Consider the following 20,381-nt stretch of genomic DNA (forward strand, 5'->3'; position numbering starts at 1 on the left):
GAGGAAGTCGTCAGCGATGTGGAGGGCTCTTGCTCGAAGAAGTGCCATGTCCGTCGCTCATCCTTGCTTGGCGGGGTACACTAGCACGATAATACGTGTAGCACGTGGCGCACGTGCTAGGTAAACAATGGCAATCCTCGGTGCAGATAGCAGGCAAAACCTGACGATCAAGCTCGCAAAGGGCACCATCCAGAAGGTGAAGGTCCTGGCTGCTCGCCGTTCTACGTCTATCAGCAAGCTGGTGGCAGAGCAGATCGAATCCCTGGTCGGCGAGGATGACGCCTATGAACAGGCTACGCGGGAAGCGCTGGCTTCGATGAAAAAGGGGTTCCACCTGGGCGGCAAGCACAAGATGAATCGGAATTCATTGCATGAGCGCTAAGACCTTTGTCGACACCAACCTTTTGGTGTATGCGTACGATGTAGACGCAGGAAGCAAGCAGGAAAGGGCCATCGATGTCCTGACAGAACTCTGGCGAAGCCGGGAGGGACGCCTCAGCACCCAAGTCCTGCAAGAGTTCTATGTATCGGTGACCAGGAAGCTGACTTCTCGGCTGTCGCGAACTGCTGCTCGACGGGCTGTGGAACTCTACTCGAGCTGGAGCGTCGATATAACTCCTACCGACATAGTGGCAGCTTTCCGCATAGAAGATGAGGCGAAGATCAGTTTCTGGGACGCGCTCATTCTCTCGTCCGCACAAAAGATCGGGGCCAGCCGCATTCTGTCAGAAGATCTGAACACAGGACAGAAGGTAGCAGGCATAGTGATTGAGAATCCCTTCTCCCAGATGGGATAACGCTCCACCAATCTAGCGCCGTGTGCAAGAATTACCCCATCCATGAAATCGATTTTCACCCTATTTTTTGTCCTAGCGGCCGCCCACCTCGCACTGGCTCAAAAGCGCCTGGTGCTCCTTGACCAGGACGGTTCGGGGCCTGGCGGCTCGAACCAGATGTCCATAATGGTCTTCCTGCAATCGCCCAAAGTCGAAGTGCTCGGCATCACCATGGTCACTGGCAACGCTTGGCGCGATGAGGAGGTGCAGCATACGCTGCGCATGTTGGAACTGGTTGGCCGCACCGATGTCCCCGTTGTTCCCGGGGCTGTCTTCCCCCTGGTTCGGACCGAGCAGGAGACGCGTCTTGCCTCCGCCCTCTACGGCAAGGTGGTCTGGCTGGGCGCCTGGGGACAGGGCCCTACAACGTTGCTTGAGACTTCAAGTGGCGCCGTTCCTACTACGGTCGACCACCCTACGATTCCGAAATCAAACCCCAATGATCCTTATTTTGTCCCGGTCATGCCGGAAGGCGTACCCCACAGCAAGCCGCTTGACGAAGACGCCGTTCACTTCCTGATTCGCCAGGTCCATGCGCACCCCCACCAGGTGACCATCTATGCTGCCGGCCCGCTTACGAACATAGCTCTGGCCCTCTCGATCGACCCGCACTTTGCGGAACTCACTGAAGGCATCGTTCTCATGGGCGGCAGCCTCAATCCGCAGTCTCAAGACCCAGAATTTGCCACCAGCCCACGGCATGAGTTTAACTTCTGGTTCGATCCCGAGGCGGCCCATATTACGCTCCGCGCCGCATGGCCGCGCATCGATGTCACCACCGTCGATATCTCGATCAAGGCAATGTTCACCCAAGCCATGCTTGACGCCATTGCCAAGTCACCCACCCCCACAGCTCAATACATCGCGAAATACTCGCAGGACCGTTACTATCTTTGGGACGAACTCGCCGCCTGCGCGTGGCTCGATCCATCGATCGTCACCAAAGAAAACCTCGTCTACATGGACGTCGACTTGAGCCACGGACCCGACTATGGAGACACTTTGACCTGGACCGAGGCGCTGAAGCCGCAGACGGGCGTACGCCTGGTTCACGCTCAAGTCGACCTGGACTTGCCGAAGTTTACCAAGATGTTCGTGGAATTGATGTCGACGCCTGCACCGAAGTAAGCTCTCCGATGAAGTCGGGGAAGCTGGACTTCGGCTCTGCACTCGGAGAGACCTAGTTCAGTTCTCTGACCCAGATATTCCGGAAGCTGATCGGTTCGCTTTTGTCTCCGTGAGCTTGTAGCTTGATCGGCGCGGTGTCGTACTTCTTGTAGAAGGGCTTGCCGATAAAAAGTGTCTCCCCTTTAAGCTCGAAGTGATTCTGCACCAGCACACCGTTGAAGAAGACGGTGACGTAGGCTGGAGTCTTTAAAGAGCCGTCGTCGTTGAATGTCGGCGCAGTCCACACCACGTTGTAGGTCTGCCACTCCCCGGGCTTGCGATTTGGGTTCGCGAGCGGAATGCCTTGCTTATAGATGCTGCCGGCCTGACCGTTCACATAGGTCTTGTTGTTGTACGAATCGAGGATCTGCAGTTCGTATCCCGCATCTCCCGGCCCGGTAGAGGCGAGAAAAACGCCGCTATTGCCACGTGCCTGATCGCTGCCGGTGATATTCTCTGGAATTCGCCATTCGATATGGAGCTGGTAATTCTTGAACGTCCGCTTGGTTTCGATGTTGCCGGAACCCGGCGCCTTGCTCACCGTCAGGATTCCGTCGGAGACAGTCCATTTCGCCGGCGATTTGTCCCGGTTCGAGACCCACTCATCAAGATTCTTGCCGTCGAAAAGGATGATTGCGTCCGATGGAGGCGCCGAATCGGTAACGCCCGGCGTAACCACTGGGGGGACTGGTTCATAGACTTCCGTATCTTGGTGCTTCATCGCAGGGGTTGTTGCGGTTCCAGGTTGTTGCGCGTTCGGTTGCTGCGCAACCAGGGGAGCGACGATGGCCATCAGTGTTGCGAACGCGAGAGACTTCGAAAAGTGGATGCTCATGATTTGCAATGAGAATACACCCAACCGGCCGCATTCCGGCAAGGGTACAGTTAGCGATGCAAAGTCTCCCCACGGCTTGCACGGCCATGAACCGCGATTCACAGCATGATTCCCTTTGAAGATGAAGTCGAATCTCCATCTTCAAAGGGTTTCTTCCTAGGCATTCAACGAAACTGAGTCGCGCTCGTCATCAACAATGAACCCCATAGCCTGTCTTTCGAAGAGGCGTTTGTAAGCGCCTCCCGGTCTCAGCACGAGCTCGTCGTGGGCTCCCTCCTCAATGATTTTGCCGCGATCGAATACCAGTATGCGATCCATCATCCGCACCGTTGATAACCGGTGAGCGATGACAATGGCCGTTCGGCCGACGATCAGCCGCTCCATGGCGTCTTGAATCAGCGCTTCTGATTCTGAGTCGAGACTTGAGGTGGCCTCGTCGAGCACCAGGACGGGGGTGTTTGCCAGAAAGGCCCGCGCCAGGGCCACACGCTGACGCTCACCTCCGGAAAGCTTGACGCCCCGCTCCCCTACGAGGGTTCCGTAGCCCTTCGGCTGGCGGAGGATAAAGTCATGAGCATTCGCAAGCCGGGCTGCCTGTTCGATCTCATGCAAGGCAGCGTCCGGATCCCCGTAGGCGATGTTTTCCGCGAGAGAACGATGGAACAGAATGGGCTCTTGAGGAACGAGCGCCAACTGGGCCCGGAGGGAGTCCTGAGCTACTCGGGAAATATCCTGACCGTCGACCAAAATCGGACCGCCGGAGACGTCGTAGAGACGATGCAAGAGCTTCACGAAAGTTGTCTTGCCGGAGCCGGAGTGTCCTACAAGCCCAACCCGTTCGCCCGCCTCTATAGAGAGAGAAAGGTCTCGGAAGAGCGGTGTGGCATGAGCTTCATATTGAAAGGTGACGCGCTCGAAGGCGATCTCCCCCTTCTTCACGGCAATCGCCGGGGCGCCGGCGCGATCGACGATCCCTAGCGATTGCGAGTGAAATTGCACCATCTCTTCCATCTCATTGACGCTGCGTTGGAGATTAGCGACGTGCTGCCCGATGTCCCGCAGGTATCCGTGCACAATGAAGTAGCTTGTGAGCACAAAGGTCACATCGCCCGGAGTGGCTCGACCACGCCACCACAGCCATAGGGCATAGGAGGTAACGAGCGTTCGGAAGACGAGTAATACGGTCGTTTGCAGGCTGCCGCTGCGAGTGCCATAGACCCATGTGCGAGAGGTGCGGCTTGCCCACTTATTCAAGAATTGCAACAGGCGCTGATCTTCCCGTTTCTCCGCGCCGAATGCCTTGACTACGGCGTTGCAGGTGATGGCATCCGCCATAGCGCCGCCGACATGCGTATCTTGCGCATTGGATAGACGTGCTGCGGGAGCCACATAGCCGAGCGATAACGCGACCGAGACGCCGACGTAGAGTGTTGCTCCTAGAGCGACGATCAGACCCATGATCGGCCAGTGAAGTCCCAGCAACAAGGAGGATCCGGCAAGCACCAGCAAGGCAGGCAGGAGCGCCAGCAACAGAGTATCGTCCATCAAGTCGACCGCCCACATGCCACGGGTAATGCGGCGCACAATGGAGCCGGCAAAATTATTCGCATGCCAATCAGTGGAAAAACGCTGGACCCGCCAGAAGGCATCACTGGAAATGCGGGACATGAGCCGGACGGTCAACCGGACGATGCCGAGCATAGCTCCATGCCGTGCCGCCATCAGGACTGCGCCCAAGAGGGCCATCATTGCAATCGCCTGCGTTGCAATGGGGAGCGCCTGCTCGCGTACTCCGCCGGATGCTGCAATGGCATCAACCAATCTCCCCGAAAAGACGGGCAAGAACAAATCGGCGACCGTCGCCACGGTCATACTAAGAGCGACTCCGGAGACGACCATCGCCTCCCGCCGCCAGTGGCGGAACAGGAAAGCCAGGACCTCACGAAACGCATTCTTTCTCGATGTTTTTCTCATGAATTACTCACGCTCAATTCAGGTGAAAGGCCAAGGAGATCGCTTGGCGATCAAGGCCGTTTGCCGCGCATTCGCGATATCTTGCCAGACAGGTACACTGCCGCAGGAGATCCAGAGGGTGGGTCCCGAGACCTGCAACCCCGGAGCGAAGTGAGCTAGCTGAGCTTGGCGCCTGGCAGGAAGTCGGACCGATGGGTTCGTGGATCGCGAGAGCTAATCGGGTGATTCTTCATCGGAGCTTCCTTTCGGCAAAGTGAGTGAGAAAAGTGTATCAAACTTTCCGAATTTTTCAACGTGCAAGAGAGCGAGGGGCCCAGCGGTACGGCGCGCGTCGATTTGATCAGCCTTCTTTTTATCACTCAGAGGAGTGAGTACCACCCAGGCTGGACACCTTTTGAAATTCGGTGGCTGCTAGGGTCGCGAGGCCCTCTTTGCGATAGACCTGTCCAAGTTGAAAGTGCAATCCGGCGGAATCAGGATCGAGAGCAACCGCTTGTTCAAATTCCGTTTGTGCGCGAGCCAAGTCGTCTTTCGCACGATAGAGACGCCCGAGCGCTGCGTGGATCTTGCTGTTTTTAGGGGACAGCGATTCGGCTTCCTGGAGGAGGGGGAGCGCTTCATCAGGCTTGTTGTCATCCAGCAAAAGAACTCCAAGGTTGAGCAGCGGCTGTTCGCTGTGGTCCGGTTTATCCTTCTGCCACGCGATGGCTTGCCGATAAGCCGCCATGGCCTCCTTCGGCTGATTCAAACCTTCATAGGCGAGCCCGAGATTGTCTTCTGCTTTCACCGATTGCGGCATCAGGACCAGCGCCTTGTTAAAGCTTGTAATTGCTTCTGCGAAACGGTTCTCGGTGTACTGAATGCGTCCGAGACTGTACCAGGATTCGCCGTCGTTGGGGTTCAACTCGAGAGACTTGACCATCCAGGTGTGAGCATCGGTATAGGCGTGGAGTAGGACGTAGTCCAGAGCGACCCAGCGGAGATCGAGGGCTGACGGATTCTGCAGCCGCGCCGCATTCGTGTATTCGGCCAAAGACTCTTTCGGACGATCTTCACGGAATAGGGTGAACGCCAACAGATAGTGCGCTTGCGCGGATGTCGCATGGTTCCCCAGATAGGTGCGGACCAGGCGCTCGGCCTCGGGCCATTGTTTCCGCTCGATGGCGTCGTTTGCCTGCAGCAGCGTCGCATCATCCGCTTTCCATTGCACCTGTGCGCGTCCTGGCGCCACCCCCGTCAGGGTGAGCACAGCGAAGGTCATCACGCACAGCAGGCTAAGGCGAAATACCCACATGGATCCCTATTCTAGATTCCAGGAGAGACGAAAGCGTCAGGGAAGTTTTAGTCCGCGTAGTTCGATTGGAACGGCAATGGGGTGGGAGGACTCTTCTATAATCCATGGGCTATTGCCAGATTCGGAATCCCAAGCCGGAGTTATATGTGAAGCTGCTTCTTCGATTCAAGCGCGCGGGCCTCTTCGCCACCGCCGTTTCATGGCTCTCTTTGCCTATGGCATCCGGTCAAGTCATCGATGAAGATCATGGCCCAACCGATCGGCCGATCCACATTCGCGTCCACGCCGACCAGGTGCATCGAGATGTCATCCCGAATACAATTTTCGGCAGCTTCCTCGAACCAATTGGCCGATCCACTTATGGGGGACTGTGGGCTGAATTACTAGAAAATCCCAGCTTCGAAGAAGGCCTGTGGAGTGCTGGCGCTATCGTCAAAATGGTTCAAGAGCGTCCAGAGTTGGAGCGCGCCTCGCAGCTTGATCTCCCTCTTCCCTGGGAGCCGTTGGATGCCCGGCAAGGAAATCGATATGAACCGGAACGTGGCGATGCGGCAAATTCTTCACAGTCCCTGCTCGTGATGGGCCTGCCTCAGGCTGAGGTGGGCATTCGTCAACGAATTTATCTGCCAGTGCACAGAACGCTTGCGTATCGAGGCAGTCTTTTCATCAAGCACCAATCGGGTGCGGCGCAGGTGTACATCTCGATCCGCAGACGGAACGATCCCCAGCAGGTTTTGGCGGACGCCACGATCGAAGCAAACAAGGAAGTTTGGACAAAGTATTCTTTCGAATTGACGATTAAGCTAGGTCAAGTCGATGCGCTTCAGCCGGCCGACTTCGTCGTTGCGGTGCGGGATGATTCGCGCGCTTTCATCGACCAGCTCTCGCTGATGCCAGCCGATAATGTCGACGGCATGGACGCGGAGGTGCTGAAGTTGGCTAAGGACCTCCACACGCCGCTTGTGCGCTATGGAGGCAATTTCACTTCCTCTTACCACTGGAAGAACGGTATCGGGCCAGCCGATCAACGTAGCAGCCAATCGAACCTTGCGTGGAATATTCCGGAATACAACACCTTTGGAACTGAAGAGTTCCTGCGATTTTGCGAGTTGATCGGAGCTCAACCACAGGTGGCGCTCAATCTTGGTTCCGGTATGCCTCAAGAAGCGGGCGATTGGGTGAAGTACGTCAATGCCCGCTGGGGGAACAAGCAGGGTGGGCTGCTATGGGAACTCGGGAATGAATTATGGGGTAGCTGGAACATGGGCTATCCCACCCGGGATCAGATCGGAACGCGTACTGAGGCTTTCAGCGCAGCCATCCGCAAGGTGGATCCGACGGCGCGCCTGATTGCTACCGGCGCCGATGAGGATTTCTACCACGATTGGAATGCGGTCCAACTGGGAACACCTCCGGCTACATTTCAGTACCTCTCGACCCACTTTGTCGTCACCGACGACCAGGTGCAGATGAGCAACCCGTCGAATGATTTCGTTGCGCTTTCGGCGTTTGCGCTGCCAATCGGTTTGGAGCGCCGAATGAAAGAGATGACAGAGCAAATTCAGCAATCGAATCACAAGGATGCCCAAATCGCATTTACTGAGTGGCTCTTCGTCGCCGCCGATCATCCCGCACCTGGATTTCGTAACATGGGCGGAGCGATCGATACTGCGGGCTTTCTCAATATGCTGATGAGGAACGCCGACATCGTTCCGATCTCGGATATGACCGGTATTCTCGAATTCGGAGGCATATGGAAGAAGCGCGAGCAGGTGTATGGAGCCCCGGGATACTGGGTGCTTCGTTCCTACGCGGAAGAAAAGCCGAGCCGTCTGGTACCGACCGACAGCGATGCTCCACAATACACGGTCGATCACGGTGTGACTCGGCTGCCCCATATCGAACATGTCCCATGGCTTGAAGTCGTGGCGGCCGAAGGGCAAACACCGGACGAATTGATTCTGTTCTGTGTGAATCGAAATCTGACTCGCGACTACCGTGCGACGATCCAAGTTGATGGTTTCACACCTCGTCCTTTGGCAGAAATAAAGACGATCGCGGCGCCGAGCATCTATACCGAGAATGACGAAATGGAGCCAGAAGCGGTGAAAGCGGTCGCCGATCAAATCAGCGTGGGATCCAGTTTTGAGCATGTGTTTCCGCGGGCAGGAGTGGTGGTGATTCGGCTTGTTCGCAGAAATCGGTAGGCGAGCTTAACGAGCAGGGTCGTAGCAGATGCGGCAGGTTGACGCGTGGCCGCTCTGCGGGAATCACTGTCGAAGAAATTGTTGGCCGTGAAAGACTTCTTGCTGGAGCATCTGTGGACAAGATCGATGTTGCTGGCAAATCTCGACATCAAAAAGCGTCGAGGACGCTTTGGGCCGCAATCCTTACCGTCTTTGCTGGCATGAGTTGCCACTCAGCCAGCAAGCCCGTCATTGCCGTCATCCCTCGAACGACCGCCCTTATGCTTTGGGAGTCGGAACATGCTGGTGCCGTCGCCGCGGCCAGAAAGACCGGCTACGCGATCTACTGGAATGCACCAACCAGTGAAGATGATGTCGAAAAACAAATCGCAATCATCAAACACGCCATTCACAATGGAGCACAGGGGCTGATCCTGGCCCCCGATCAGGCTCTCGCGCTCATGGTTCCGATCCGCGACATCGTCGCGCAAGGGATACCTACCGTTGTCATCAGTTCTCCGCTTGCCATTCCACCTGGCGGAAAGCTCTCCTATATTTTGAATGACGAAGACGAGACCGGTCGGATTGCCGCGGCACGCGTCGGCATGATTCTCAAGAGTGAAGGCACCGTAGCGGTTACCGGGATTGACCCCGATGTCACCGGTATTGTTCTTCGGGCGAATGCCTTTGAAAGAGACCTGCGAGTTGGCTTTCCACGCATCAAAGTAGTTGACGAGCGCGCGGGCGGGTTTAACATTGCCCAGGCACAAGAGATCGCTGAAGATGTCCTCGCGAAGAATCCTCATTTAAGTGCAATCCTGGCCCTGAATTCGTCGGCAACACGCGGGGCCTTTCTGGCATTGCAGAACGAGCGTCTTTTTGGAAAGGTTAAGCTGGTGGCCTGCGAACAAGAGTTGGTACCCCCGCTAACAACCGGGCAGATCGACTCGATCATCGTTGAAAACACATACCAGATGGGATATCGCGCGGTGCAGCAGATAGCCGCACAACGCCGCGGAGAAGCGGTTCCAGCCGAAGTCAAATTGCCCCCAAAACTGGTTACGCGTGAAAATCTGAACACCGCAGAAGTTCAGCAGATGCTCACAATGGATTGGAGCGGATCGCGATGACGGTCTCGGGCGCGCTTCGAAAGCGTACTCTCCTGATCACTCTCGCACTCGCGGCGGTCATCGTCCCCGCAATCCTATCGGCGGTATATTTGCGCGGCCGAGCCGTCCGAGGGCTGCCGTACCGGGATGCGTTCGCCTCAGCCGATGCCAATGAATGGAGTGCGTTTGGGGGCACCTGGCAAATCTCCGAAGGGGCTATGCGTAATGACTCCGATGAGCGTGGCGCCAAACTGATGACCGGATCTCCCTACTGGAAAGACTATTCTTTTACCTCGGACCTCGAGTTGTTGGGGAAACAAGGAGATGCGGGACTCATCCTTCGCTCGAGTGACGAAGAGCCCGGCGTGGATTCCTATCGGGGATACTATGTTGGACTTCGCAGCAACGATGGCAGCCTGGTCATTGGTCGCGCTGACTACGGATGGATCGAACTCGCCACACGATCCATGCCCGGCGGTGTGCACGCGTTTCAGTGGTATCACTTGAAAGCCGTAGTGAACGGATGCCGAATTACCGGGTATGCCAACGAAGTACCGCTTGGTCCAATCCAGACCCTCTCATTCAATGATCCCAACTGCATTATGAAAGGCCGGGTCGGTCTTCGTTCTCATTCATCGGGTGGTGTGTGGAAGGGCCTTGTGGTGCAGGCTCTGACTGGATCGGATCCGCAGGTATCTTCACCAGCCAGCTCCGCAGTACCAGTGTTACTCCCCTATGCAATCGACGATCCAGTCACCATGAGCCAACGGGAGTCCGGGTTTGATCCGCATGATCGAGATATGATTAGCTCGAATGTGCCGGGTATCAGCGAGCGATCTCTCCCTGTGGAAACCATAGGAGGCCTCCGTTCAGTAAGGACAGAAAACAGGACCGCTATGGTCAGGGGCACGGTCATCTTGAATTCGCCGCGAATCTACGTACAAGATGCCACCGGCGGCGTAGCCGTTATGCCTGCTGCCGAGACAAGATTGAAGGTCGGCGATGAGGTTGAGGTGACCGGCCAAGTTGAGGTGCACGATTTCAGCTGTATCATTCGGCATGCGCGATTGCGACTCTTGTGGGCGCATGCGCCCGCCGCGCCATTAGCCGTCACTCCGACTCAGGCGGCTACCGGGGCATTCGATTCCAGGTTTATTGAGGTCGACGGCAGTCTTGCTGGGCAGACCGCCGGACAAGACAAAACGACCTCACTCGCGATCTCGTCCAGCGGTCAGTCATTCAATGCGATCGTCAATTTAACTCGCGGCAACACGATTCTCAGAAACATGACAAAAGGAAGCCTGATCAGGCTTCGTGGTGTGTGCGTTGTGGACCCACAGTTTACTCACAACCTCACACCTTTCGTGCTGCTCGTTGCATCGAGCGATGATGTGGAGGTGTTGGCGGGTCCGCCGTGGTGGAGCGTGCGCAATCTCGCCATTTCGGGCCTGATTGCCATCACTTTGAGCTTGCTAGCATACTTGCTCTATCTGCATGCGCGGCACTGGCGCCTGCGCGCCATCGTGGATGAGCGAGAGCGCATTGCTCATGAGATGCACGACACGTTGGCCCAAAGCTTCGTGGGGATCGGATTTCAGCTGCAGGCGATCAGCAACAACGTCCCATTAACTCTGCCAAATATTAACCAGCAATTGGATCTCGCTTGCGAACTGGTGCGTCATAGCCACGAAGAAGCGACCCGCAGTCTGTCCACCCTGCGGCGTGAGTTCTTAGAGTTGGAGACGTTGCACTCGGCCCTTCATAACTTTGCCAGTAGGATGGTCGAACACGGCACAATCAGCGTGCAGTTGCGTGTCACAGGCGAAGATACAGCTACGCCATATGCGGTAAAAGACGCTCTTTTCCGCATCGGACAAGAGGCTATTTCAAACTCCTTGCGCCATGGCAATCCAAGTCTGTTACAAATATCTTTCGATTACGCTGCGACCACCATCACCATGGTCATCGAGGACAATGGAATCGGCTTCGACCAGACGGGTGACTTGCGTGGATTCGGGCTCACGGGGATTCGGAAGCGGGCGCAGGGGATTTCAGGTGTTTTTCATCTTTTTACTGGAGCGGGACAGGGAACTCGGATAGAGATTGTGGCGCCGCTTCCTCCCAGGCTTACCTGGCTGAAGGCTAATCGACTTTTTCTCCGTGACTCCCGGAAGGGCCTATCGAATGGAAAAGCACCCAAGCAGAATTCGTATTCTTATCGTCGATGACCACCCGGTAGTTCGCACCGGCCTCACCAGTATGCTGACGACGCAGGAAAGCTTCGATGTGGTTGGCGCAGCATCGACTGGTGAAGAGGCCCTTCAATTGACGCAGCAATTCAATCCTGACGTCCTGCTTCTCGATCTGCGTATGCCAGGAATGAATGGATTTGACATTCTTCGAGAGTTACAACGGATAGTCTCTCCGCCTCGAGTCCTCGTGCTCACGAGCTTCGAAACGGATGAAGATGTCTATCGTGCAGTGCAGGCGGGGGCGCATGGTTACTTGCTTAAAAGCACGATGCAAAACGAGATGATCGTGGCGATACGCGCAGTTGCAGAAGGTAAGAGGCATATTCCCCCGAGGATTGCATCACGCCTCGCGCAGCGCATGTCGCGCCCTGCTCTCACCGCTAGAGAACTCGAAATACTGCAAATGCTGGCGAAAGGCCTGACGAATAAGCAGATCGGAACGGTCTTCCAGATTAGCGGAAACACTGCTCGCAACCACGTGAACAGCATCATCGAGAAGCTTGAAGTCGCAGATAGGACCGAGGCGGTATCGATCGCGATACAGCAAGGCCTCATCGACGTCTCCGACTAAGCGCGCAAGATCTACGATCCATCCATCACCGGTCGCTGCCCTAGTTCATATACACCATGCCGCAATAGTGCATCGGACACCTTCCCAACTCTTTGCCAGAAGGACTAGGCTCTCGACTGGCAGAGTCGGTGCTGGTGCTCATGAGGCTGGAAGCGATTACATAAAAGGCCATTCAGTGAGGTCAAAAGGAACCATTCCGACTGACTACGGGGTTGCTCAAGAGCGCATCCAAATTCTTCCGTAGGGCGGCAAAGAGAAGACGAGCGATACCAAAGAAGAGAAAGCACTACCAGATAAGAAAAAGCAACACTTTAGCCGGGAGGCAGTAATGACATTCAAAGGTCTGAATAGTACGGCGCAAGTTCTAAAAAGAATCTTGAAGGTACCAGGCGTTGAGTACCTGGCAAGTAGAGCCTGGATTCGTCCATCGTTGTTGCTGGCATCATCCTGTGCCGGCCTGGCTGTGATCACCTCCGTATTGTTCCTCTCCCCACTATTAAAAGCACAGAGCGTTCGAGGCTCACTTGCCGGAAATGTGTTGGATCCGAGCGGGGCGGTGATTGTTGGAGCGAAGATTACCGTTGTGAATAGCGGGACCGGTGCGTCCCTTGAAACAACCTCGACCTCTGCGGGATCCTACAGGTTCCCTGAGCTTCCGCTTGGGACCTACGACGTCACCGCCACGGCGAATGGCTTTGGCACACAGGTGCAGCACGGAGTGTTAGTAACGATTGGCAGCGTCTCGGCTTTGAACTTGACCTTAGCGCCGGGCGGCGAATCGACGACCGTGAACGTGGATGCGTCTGCTCCCGCTATAGAAACCCAATCCTCGGATGTTGGCGGAACCGTTGATTCCAGGCAGATCGTTGAGTTGCCACTTGCCCTGGGTGGTGTGGGCGCCCTACGTTCGCCGGAAGCGTTTGAATTCCTGCTCCCGGGAACGACTGGTCCCGGAACCGCCAACAGCAACAACGGTATCTTTCTTTCGAAGATATCCGGCGGACAGGAATATGGTAACGAGGTGTTGCTGGACGGGGCGAGTCAAACCCGCAGTGAGAACGGCTCCTCGTTTGATGAGGAAGCACCCTCTGTTGAGGCCTTGCAGGAGTTTAAAATTACGACTGCTATCCCTGAGGCGGAATATGGCCGCACAACCGGCGGTATCGAGAGCTTCGTAACTAAATCGGGGACGAAGGAGTTCCACGGCACTGCCTTCGATATCTTCCGCAACGAAGCCATGGATGCCAACACCTGGTTCAACAACGGCAATCGCGCTCTCACTTGTGTGGGAGCCGCAGCCACTCCGGCGTGCGCCGCTAATTTCCGGACTCCGAGCGATAAACAAAATGATTATGGTGGCAGCTTCGGCGGTCCGGTGAAAATTCCTAAGGTCTTCAATGGCGGAGACAAATACTTTTTCTTCTTCGCATGGGAGCAGTTCCAGCAGAAACTCGGAGCCACTCAAATCAGTACGGTACCCACCTTGGCAGAACGGGGTGGAGACTTTACCGACAGATACAATCCCGCAGCCCCGGCACCTACGCCATCCGGAACAAACCCCTGTGACGGCACCCCCGTATACACGGGTGAAGTCTTCGACCCGTCCACGACTAGAACCGTCAATGGAACTCCGTGCCGCTCTCCATTCCCAGGTAATATCGTGCCGGTCAACCGCTTTAGCGCAGTTGCCGGAGGCCTGCTCAATTACATTCCTGCGCCAACTACGACAGCCCTCTTCAATAACTTCTTCTTTCCGAGTACGATTCCGCTGACCAATACCACCTACACTGTGCGGGTCGACGCAAACGTCTCGGAAGCTAGCAAGATCTTCGTCTCCTATAGCACCCGCGACAACAACCGGACCTCTGGTGGCAATCCGTTGCTCCCATATCCGGAAGATCCGAACACGTGGAAACAGGACTTCGAGACTCACCTAGGCCGCGCGGGATGGGACTATGCCATCAAGCCTGCAGTGCTCAATCACCTCAATTTCGGGTTCAATCGCACAAATAGCAAGAACTTCGCTTATCCGATTTTCAATAATATCGACTACGCTCAACGGCTGGGTATCGCAAATGCGCCACCGTCGCTCAACTTCCCGCAGGTCACCTTCGACGGCAGGGACGACCTTGTCAACCTGGGTAACCCCGGGCAAAACGACGATAACGTCGACAACGGCTGGCGGGTCAATGACAGCGTCAGCATCGAAAAGGGACGTAACAGTTACAAGATAGGATTTGATTATCGGCTACAACAGTATTCGCCGATTAACAACCCAAGTCCTGCGGTGAACTTCGCTCGTCCTCAAACGTCGTCCGATCTTGGGAACTCAGAGAACGACGGCAACAGTTTCGCGAGTTTGCTGCTCGGCCAGACATCGGGCGGCAACTTTGCAGCAGGGTTGTATGCTGAGAAGCCCCGCTGGACGTCCTACTACTATGCGCTTTTCGCTCAGGACGATCTGAAAGTCAACAACAACCTTACGCTGAATCTCGGCGTTCGATGGGATGTGGATGTTCCGCGTACCGAGGCGCACAACGCGACATCGAACTTTAGTCCTACGGCTATCGATACCGAATACGGAGTTCCCGGAGCGATGGTCTTCGGGACAACATGCCACTGTAATACTCGTTGGGCAAACACCTACTACAAGGATATCGCGCCGCGCATCGGCTTTGCCTACACTCCGGCAAATAGCAATGGGAAGACAGTGTTTCGTGGCGGCGGAGCGATCTTTTATGGCCCGTTACAGTTCTCCGACTTTGGCGGGAGCATGAACCAGGGCTACAAAATAGCACCAAGCTTCACTAGTGCGGACGAATTCTCCCCGGCCTTCCAACTCGATAGCGGCTACCCTGCCTATCCTCAACCGCCGTCTCTCGATCCGGGATTATTCAACGGACAAGCGGTGACAGGCTCCTTCATCGCGCCGAGCGATGGCAAGCCGGCTGCCGTCTATGAGTGGAGCCTTCAGATGCAACAGCAGCTGGCCGAGGACCTTATCCTGAGTATCGGCTATCTCGGCAACAAGGCCCAAAACCTTCGCTCTAACGTGCAGAACATTAATAACATCCCGATCGCTGATTTTGCACTGAGCAGCCAGCTTAACCAGAGTGTAACTGCAAACACTGCGGGAGTTACTCCTCCTTTCCCGGGCTTCACCACTATTTGGGGAGCGAATGCTCCTGTACAGCGAGCGCTTCGGCCATTCCCTCAATATGACTACATCGACACCGGATGCTGCCTTCAAAATGTAGGCATGTCCACTTACAATGCCTTACTCGTCTCGCTAACGAGGCGATACCGCAACGGGTTAACGCTCCAATTCTCGTATACATTCGCCAAGAACCTGACCGATGCCGACAGCGCGCTGCCGAACAACGGCATATCAGTGTCCCAGGTTCAGAACCCGTTCGACCTCCGTCAAGACAAAGCGATCAGTGCTCAAGATATCCGCAACACTGTAGTGTTAGCGCCTCTATATCGGTTGCCGTTTGGGGCCGGGCAGCCTTTTCTTAACCACGGATTCCTAAGCGTCGTTGCTGGCGGATGGGAGATTGGATCGGTCCAGCGTTATGAGTCAGGCCAGCCGGTGTCGTTCTGCTGCGCAACTGGGATACCAGGTTTCGAAAACTCGATCTACTATAGCCGCGTGTTCGGACAGCCCTTGAAGAGCGCAAATTACCAGAGCGGGCATTTGAATCCGCTGATCCCAGGACAGAACAACTACTTTAACAAGAGCGCCTTCTTTGATCCGAACGCGGCTGCGTCAGCGCCCAATAGCACTGCTCCGTGGAGCTTCGGTGATGTCCCGCGCGTTACAGATGAGGTGCGTACTCAGGCGTATCTGAATGAAGATATCAGTCTGCTCAAAACCACGCCGATTAAGGAAGGAGTAAGTTTTGTGCTGAAGGCGGAGTTCCTGAATGCGCTCAACCGGCACCAGTTCGCGCTTCCCGGAGACCTGAATCCGACGGACGGCAACTTTGGCATTCCCACAACGACGATCTCGACCCCGAGGAACCTCCAGATCACGGGGCGCATTACATTCTGAGGCGTTTGGCATGCTTAGGGCGGGGCGGCAGGACCGCCCTGCTCTCTCATTCAAATACTGAAAGAAGCCGATCTAGCCAATTCCATGTCAATGAAGGCTTAGGAATGAGACAAGCGATTTTCCCATTTTCGCGTTGTAGTGCGATATTGACGGTTCTTCTTCTCACTTCGATTTGCGGTGGCCAGAGCAACGCAAAAACATTTACAAACCCTCTCCTGCCGAGTGGAGCGGACCCTTGGGTCCTGCAATGGCACGATACCTACTACTACATGAATACTACCGGCCAAAATCTGACCATCTGGAAGACCGCCGATATCACCGATCTAGCGCATGCGGAGAAGAAGGTAGTTTGGACGCCACCGCTAACCGGCCCCTATTCGCATGAGATCTGGGCCCCGGAACTGCACCGCATACAGAATCGTTGGTACATCTATTTCGCCGCAGATGCAGGAACAAATGCTTCGCACCGAGTGTGGGTTCTAGAGAACAAATCTGAAGATCCGATGGCAGGCACGTGGCAGATGAAGGGAAAGCTTTCCAGCCCAGCAGACCACTGGGCGATCGATCCATCCGTCTTTGAAGTAGATGGAGCGGACTATGTCGTCTGGTCAGGGTGGGACACCGAGTCGAATGGTGTACAGAGGATCTTCATCGCCAGGCTGCTTAACCCATGGACGCTGGGCAGTAAGCCGACAATTATTTCTACCCCCGAATTTCCCTGGGAGAAAGTCGGCGACATCCTTAAGTCAGCACAAGTTGAATCTCTTCCCCATGTGGACGTGAATGAAGGCCCGGAGATCCTGCAGCACGACCGTAAAATCATCTTGATTTACTCTGCAAGTGGCTGCTGGACAGACTACTATGAGCTGGGAATGATCACCGCTACGGCAGGCAGTGATCTACTCGATCCATCCTCCTGGAAGAAGTCTTCGAACCCGGTCTTCTGGCAGTCTCCCGAAGCATCGGTATACGGTCCAGGTCATAATACGTTCTTTAAGTCGCCAGACGGGAAAGAGGATTGGATCTTGTATCATGCCAACTCCGAACCAGGCCAGGGTTGCGGCCGGTCGAGGTCTCCTCGTGCTCAACGATTCACCTGGAATCCCGATGGAACGCCCGACTTTGGACGCCCCATTGCGACTAGCCAACCGTTACCGAAACCATCCATGTAAAACCCGTAGTCTTTCTTAAAACGCGTCATGGCTGCAAAAGAGCGCTGATTTGCAAGCTTGCGTCGTCTTTCTACTGCGGAGCGAGTCGGCGGAGATCATCTTTGCGAGCGTTTTCTTGTGCCGCCATCTTGCTTGCAGTCGCAAGCTCCGCCTCCGCCTCTGCCTTCCGACCGAGTTTGGCTAAAGTTAGCCCGTCGTAGTAATGAGCAGTCTGAAACTGAGGCGCCAAGTGAACCGCGCGATCCAGAAAATCAGCGGCTTGTTGGTATTGCTTGCGACGAAATGCAATGACGCCCATACCGGTCAGCGCCCCACCATGTTGTGGATCGCGTTTAAGACAAAGCTGGTAGTTTGTCTCGGCTTTATCGAGGTCGTTCGCGCGTAACGAGATCTCGCCTATTTCATAGTAGGACTCGGTTTGAGTTGGTTGAAGATCGATGGCTAGCTGAAATTCTTTGAGTGCAGCATCGTCTTTCAAGTTGATGAGCAATATTCGTCCAAGCCCATAATGAGCACTTGCGTCTCCCGGGCGTTTTTCTAGATAGGATCGCATCGCCGCTTCCGCATCAGGGTAAAGCCCAAGATCCATTTTGACCCGCGCAATGGCATAGAGGGTCATCGGATCTTGGGGCTTGAGTAGAAATGACTTATGGAGCGCCTCATCCGCATCCTTATTTAAATGCATCTGGTTCTCCAGAATACCGATGTCAAAAAGCAGCGAAGGCTCATTTGGGATCATCCGGTTCGCTCGAAGCAAATAGGACAGAGCATCTTCCATGCGGTTCTGGCTACGCAGATCGAGGGCAGCTTTGGATGCTGCGTCGATCTCGCCCGCTACCGCGGCTTGGTTGGCGGGGTTTGTTTCCAGGAGTGATTCGCAGATGCGCATCGCATCATCGTACTTGTGTGCGATGGTATCGGCCTGTGCATCTTCGATGGCGCTTGATTGACCGAGCGACAGCACGGGGGCAAAGAGCGAGAGAATCGCCATCCTTCTAAAGGCCACGAAAGACTTATCCCCGATAGGAGTGCGGTCTCAATGAATGTAATCCCGCCTAAGTCTTATAGTAGCTCCATAGAGCCTTCTTGTGCAGGCGCGGATGTAAGTTCGCGAGCTGCGGCAGTCCGATGAGCTTAGATAGTCCCTTGATCCACGGATGGGTACAACTCATTCGAACCGCTCGGATTTACAGAGGATATGAAATCTTCCGCGACCGTGGTTGCCGCAGTCTCTGCAGGTCATCATGCATGCATACGTAGACAAGCACAAGGATTGTCCATTCTATGGTGTGCGGAAACATGAACTTGTCCCCGGCAAGCAGGCCATACAACAGACTCAGAAAAACCATGCAGAGAGACCATTGGATAAAGCCGGAGTGGTCCTTGCGGAAGCAGGCCATCCCCATTTTGCAAAGGTGTGCCAAGGCAAGAAACAGGAGGCCGAGACCGAGCGCGCCCATCTCCAACCACATTTGAAGGACGCCGTTCTCGGCATTTCCCAGACCTGTGCTTCCGATGGCCAGGGCGGTAGCCAACGCTTCGGGGTTTGCCTTCGTCCAGAATGCATAATATCCATAGCCAAGATATGGATGCTTAAAAATAGGTCTCAGAACGGCCTTCCAGATATCCGTCCTACCGCTGAAGGTAGGGTCCTTACCAAGCATGAGCGCTATGTTAGACGCTTCATAAAGACCAACCAGGGATACGATTAAAGAAACGCTGATTACCAGCGTAGCGAGCACAAACCGGTCCTTTTGTCTCATACGAGCCAGCAGCCGCACAAACGGCACAAAAAACAAGGCGAGCATCAGAAGTATCCAGCCCGTCCTAGCGGTCGTCATCACAATTAGGGAGATAGTCGCTACTACGTAGAGGGCACGTAGGATCTGCGGAAGTCCTCTGGAAGCCTTCACATGAAAGGCGGGAATCAAGAGCAATAGCATGATCATCGCGCAATGGTTCTTGTGCCCAAAGAGACCTTCCCATGCATTCGGCATGTTCTCTTTGTGGTCTAGACCTGCGGCGGGATAGACCGCCACTAAGAGAAAGCTCAGGACGAGAGCGATCACTCCGAGCCCTATGAATAGCTCAAGCAATTGTGCCCGCGAATACCGCTTCGCCAGATAGATGCCAAAGGCCGTATTGACGAGGGCCATAATGCTAAACGCGAAAGACCGTGACGGAACCGCTGACCACACGGTAGACAGGAGCGCTACCACGGGAATCGCTGTGAGGAGCCAGTTTTGGAGGAAAGATTTACAGATGATTTTGTACCACGGCAGACAAAGTGCGCACATGATCGCGTAAAAAACCACTATTTCGACGATGTGGCGCGCGCCATTCAATGCTGAGGCAGATAGCATGCTCCCGTAGACACCACCATTCGGCACGTTTGTGTCAACGCCTTCGAAAGAAAAGGTGCCCCGAACCACTAAAAATAAGAGCGGGATGAGAGCTGCCCATGTGTCAGGGATTAGCCAAACGGAGCCTGTTGCGGCAGACCGCACCTTGTGTTCCGCCGTCACCGGATGAGGCCGGATAGTTATAGTAGTGCTCATTAACAGAATCCTCTATGACTATGTAACGAGATGAGGCAAAGCAACGTATCTACATCGAAGCGCCGCGAGTTATCAGATACTTAGGAGGGAAGGTTCTAAGGCAAAGAGAGCACCCAGTATCTGAACCCAGTATGATTATTCCGACTCTAATGTGTCTGGCGTCATCGAACGCCTTAGTTCACTACTTGTGAATGTTCGGTGACAGGATATGAGAGTTCGTTATCGAAGTCGCCGTCGGCGAATGACGTACTGGCTGCGTCTGTCGTCAACCGGCTAATCTGCGTGTAAAGATCGCATGGCTCTGTATAGCTCGAGATCACTCCCTGTGCTGCCTCTTTGCGTAGTACCTTCAGGACGACATATTCCTCGCGCC

General features: G+C 55.0%; 14 protein-coding genes. 9 read left to right on the plus strand and 5 right to left on the minus strand.

Features of this window, described 5'->3' with window-relative positions; genetic code table 11:
- Positions 1 to 127 precede the first annotated feature (127 nt).
- From ACPOL_RS16710 to ACPOL_RS16720, 3 genes are read left to right on the plus strand one after another with little or no spacing between them, the layout of a single operon-like run.
- On the plus strand, positions 128 to 382 hold the full coding sequence (locus ACPOL_RS16710) for a DUF6364 family protein (protein WP_114208059.1): 255 nt from the start codon (positions 128 to 130) through the stop codon (positions 380 to 382).
- Entirely contained in the window at positions 372 to 797 is a 426-nt protein-coding gene (locus ACPOL_RS16715; protein ID WP_114208060.1) for a PIN domain-containing protein, read from the plus strand. Before ACPOL_RS16710 ends, ACPOL_RS16715 begins: the two co-directional genes overlap by 11 nt.
- A gap of 42 nt (positions 798 to 839) precedes the next feature.
- A complete protein-coding gene (locus tag ACPOL_RS16720; protein ID WP_114208061.1) occupies positions 840 to 1,964 on the plus strand; it encodes a nucleoside hydrolase in 1,125 nt (374 codons plus the stop codon).
- A gap of 52 nt (positions 1,965 to 2,016) precedes the next feature.
- Here the strand turns inward: ACPOL_RS16720 and ACPOL_RS16725 are convergent, their stop codons facing one another.
- The 3 genes from ACPOL_RS16725 to ACPOL_RS16735 all read right to left on the minus strand — a co-directional run bounded on the left by ACPOL_RS16725 (position 2,017) and on the right by ACPOL_RS16735 (position 6,106).
- Positions 2,017 to 2,838 carry a 3-keto-disaccharide hydrolase gene (locus ACPOL_RS16725; protein ID WP_114208062.1) on the minus strand — a complete coding sequence of 274 codons (822 nt, stop codon included), beginning with the start codon at positions 2,836 to 2,838 and terminating at the stop codon, positions 2,017 to 2,019.
- Between the two features lie 156 nt (positions 2,839 to 2,994).
- Positions 2,995 to 4,812 (minus strand): ABC transporter ATP-binding protein, encoded by a 1,818-nt coding sequence (locus tag ACPOL_RS16730; RefSeq protein ID WP_114208063.1) that lies wholly within the window; start codon positions 4,810 to 4,812, stop codon positions 2,995 to 2,997.
- Between the two features lie 355 nt (positions 4,813 to 5,167).
- Positions 5,168 to 6,106 carry a tetratricopeptide repeat protein gene (locus ACPOL_RS16735; protein WP_114208064.1) on the minus strand — a complete coding sequence of 313 codons (939 nt, stop codon included), beginning with the start codon at positions 6,104 to 6,106 and terminating at the stop codon, positions 5,168 to 5,170.
- 104 nt (positions 6,107 to 6,210) lie between these two features.
- Here ACPOL_RS16735 and ACPOL_RS16740 point away from each other — a divergent pair, with 104 nt between their 5' ends.
- The 6 genes from ACPOL_RS16740 to ACPOL_RS16765 all read left to right on the plus strand — a co-directional run bounded on the left by ACPOL_RS16740 (position 6,211) and on the right by ACPOL_RS16765 (position 17,450).
- The gene (locus tag ACPOL_RS16740; RefSeq protein ID WP_114208065.1) at positions 6,211 to 8,313 is read left to right on the plus strand and encodes an alpha-L-arabinofuranosidase C-terminal domain-containing protein; all 2,103 of its coding nucleotides are present in this window, start codon (positions 6,211 to 6,213) and stop codon (positions 8,311 to 8,313) included.
- A gap of 113 nt (positions 8,314 to 8,426) precedes the next feature.
- Positions 8,427 to 9,422 (plus strand): substrate-binding domain-containing protein, encoded by a 996-nt coding sequence (locus tag ACPOL_RS16745; protein ID WP_114208066.1) that lies wholly within the window; start codon positions 8,427 to 8,429, stop codon positions 9,420 to 9,422.
- Complete coding sequence (locus ACPOL_RS16750; protein WP_114208067.1) at positions 9,419 to 11,629, plus strand: histidine kinase; 2,211 nt, start codon at positions 9,419 to 9,421, stop codon at positions 11,627 to 11,629. Before ACPOL_RS16745 ends, ACPOL_RS16750 begins: the two co-directional genes overlap by 4 nt.
- Complete coding sequence (locus ACPOL_RS16755; protein WP_114208068.1) at positions 11,586 to 12,224, plus strand: response regulator; 639 nt, start codon at positions 11,586 to 11,588, stop codon at positions 12,222 to 12,224. Before ACPOL_RS16750 ends, ACPOL_RS16755 begins: the two co-directional genes overlap by 44 nt.
- Before the next feature lie 328 nt (positions 12,225 to 12,552).
- The gene (locus tag ACPOL_RS16760; protein ID WP_114208069.1) at positions 12,553 to 16,278 is read left to right on the plus strand and encodes a TonB-dependent receptor; all 3,726 of its coding nucleotides are present in this window, start codon (positions 12,553 to 12,555) and stop codon (positions 16,276 to 16,278) included.
- Between the two features lie 104 nt (positions 16,279 to 16,382).
- Positions 16,383 to 17,450 (plus strand): glycoside hydrolase family 43 protein, encoded by a 1,068-nt coding sequence (locus ACPOL_RS16765; protein ID WP_114208070.1) that lies wholly within the window; start codon positions 16,383 to 16,385, stop codon positions 17,448 to 17,450.
- A gap of 70 nt (positions 17,451 to 17,520) precedes the next feature.
- Here the strand turns inward: ACPOL_RS16765 and ACPOL_RS16770 are convergent, their stop codons facing one another.
- Positions 17,521 to 18,456, minus strand: coding sequence for a tetratricopeptide repeat protein (locus ACPOL_RS16770; RefSeq protein ID WP_150133042.1), 936 nt, complete (start codon positions 18,454 to 18,456; stop codon positions 17,521 to 17,523).
- Positions 18,457 to 18,637: 181 nt separating this feature from the next.
- Positions 18,638 to 20,008 carry an O-antigen ligase family protein gene (locus tag ACPOL_RS16775; protein ID WP_114208072.1) on the minus strand — a complete coding sequence of 457 codons (1,371 nt, stop codon included), beginning with the start codon at positions 20,006 to 20,008 and terminating at the stop codon, positions 18,638 to 18,640.
- Positions 20,009 to 20,381: the final 373 nt, after the last annotated feature.

Source organism: Acidisarcina polymorpha (assembly GCF_003330725.1).
GTDB classification, from domain to species: Bacteria; Acidobacteriota; Terriglobia; order Terriglobales; family Acidobacteriaceae; genus Acidisarcina; species Acidisarcina polymorpha.

Excerpts from the sequence above, each read along its gene's own strand:
- ACPOL_RS16740 (WP_114208065.1), top strand. The coding sequence starts at position 6,211 with ATGGGCTATTGCCAGATTCGGAATCCCAAGCCGGAGTTATATGTGAAG.
- ACPOL_RS16730 (WP_114208063.1), bottom strand. The coding sequence starts at position 4,812 with ATGAGAAAAACATCGAGAAAGAATGCGTTTCGTGAGGTCCTGGCTTTC.
- ACPOL_RS16760 (WP_114208069.1), top strand. The coding sequence starts at position 12,553 with ATGACATTCAAAGGTCTGAATAGTACGGCGCAAGTTCTAAAAAGAATC.
- ACPOL_RS16735 (WP_114208064.1), bottom strand. The coding sequence starts at position 6,106 with ATGTGGGTATTTCGCCTTAGCCTGCTGTGCGTGATGACCTTCGCTGTG.
- ACPOL_RS16750 (WP_114208067.1), top strand. The coding sequence starts at position 9,419 with ATGACGGTCTCGGGCGCGCTTCGAAAGCGTACTCTCCTGATCACTCTC.
- ACPOL_RS16775 (WP_114208072.1), bottom strand. The coding sequence starts at position 20,008 with ATGAGCACTACTATAACTATCCGGCCTCATCCGGTGACGGCGGAACAC.
- ACPOL_RS16710 (WP_114208059.1), top strand. The coding sequence starts at position 128 with ATGGCAATCCTCGGTGCAGATAGCAGGCAAAACCTGACGATCAAGCTC.
- ACPOL_RS16765 (WP_114208070.1), top strand. The coding sequence starts at position 16,383 with ATGAGACAAGCGATTTTCCCATTTTCGCGTTGTAGTGCGATATTGACG.
- ACPOL_RS16715 (WP_114208060.1), top strand. The coding sequence starts at position 372 with ATGAGCGCTAAGACCTTTGTCGACACCAACCTTTTGGTGTATGCGTAC.
- ACPOL_RS16755 (WP_114208068.1), top strand. The coding sequence starts at position 11,586 with ATGGAAAAGCACCCAAGCAGAATTCGTATTCTTATCGTCGATGACCAC.
- ACPOL_RS16725 (WP_114208062.1), bottom strand. The coding sequence starts at position 2,838 with ATGAGCATCCACTTTTCGAAGTCTCTCGCGTTCGCAACACTGATGGCC.
- ACPOL_RS16720 (WP_114208061.1), top strand. The coding sequence starts at position 840 with ATGAAATCGATTTTCACCCTATTTTTTGTCCTAGCGGCCGCCCACCTC.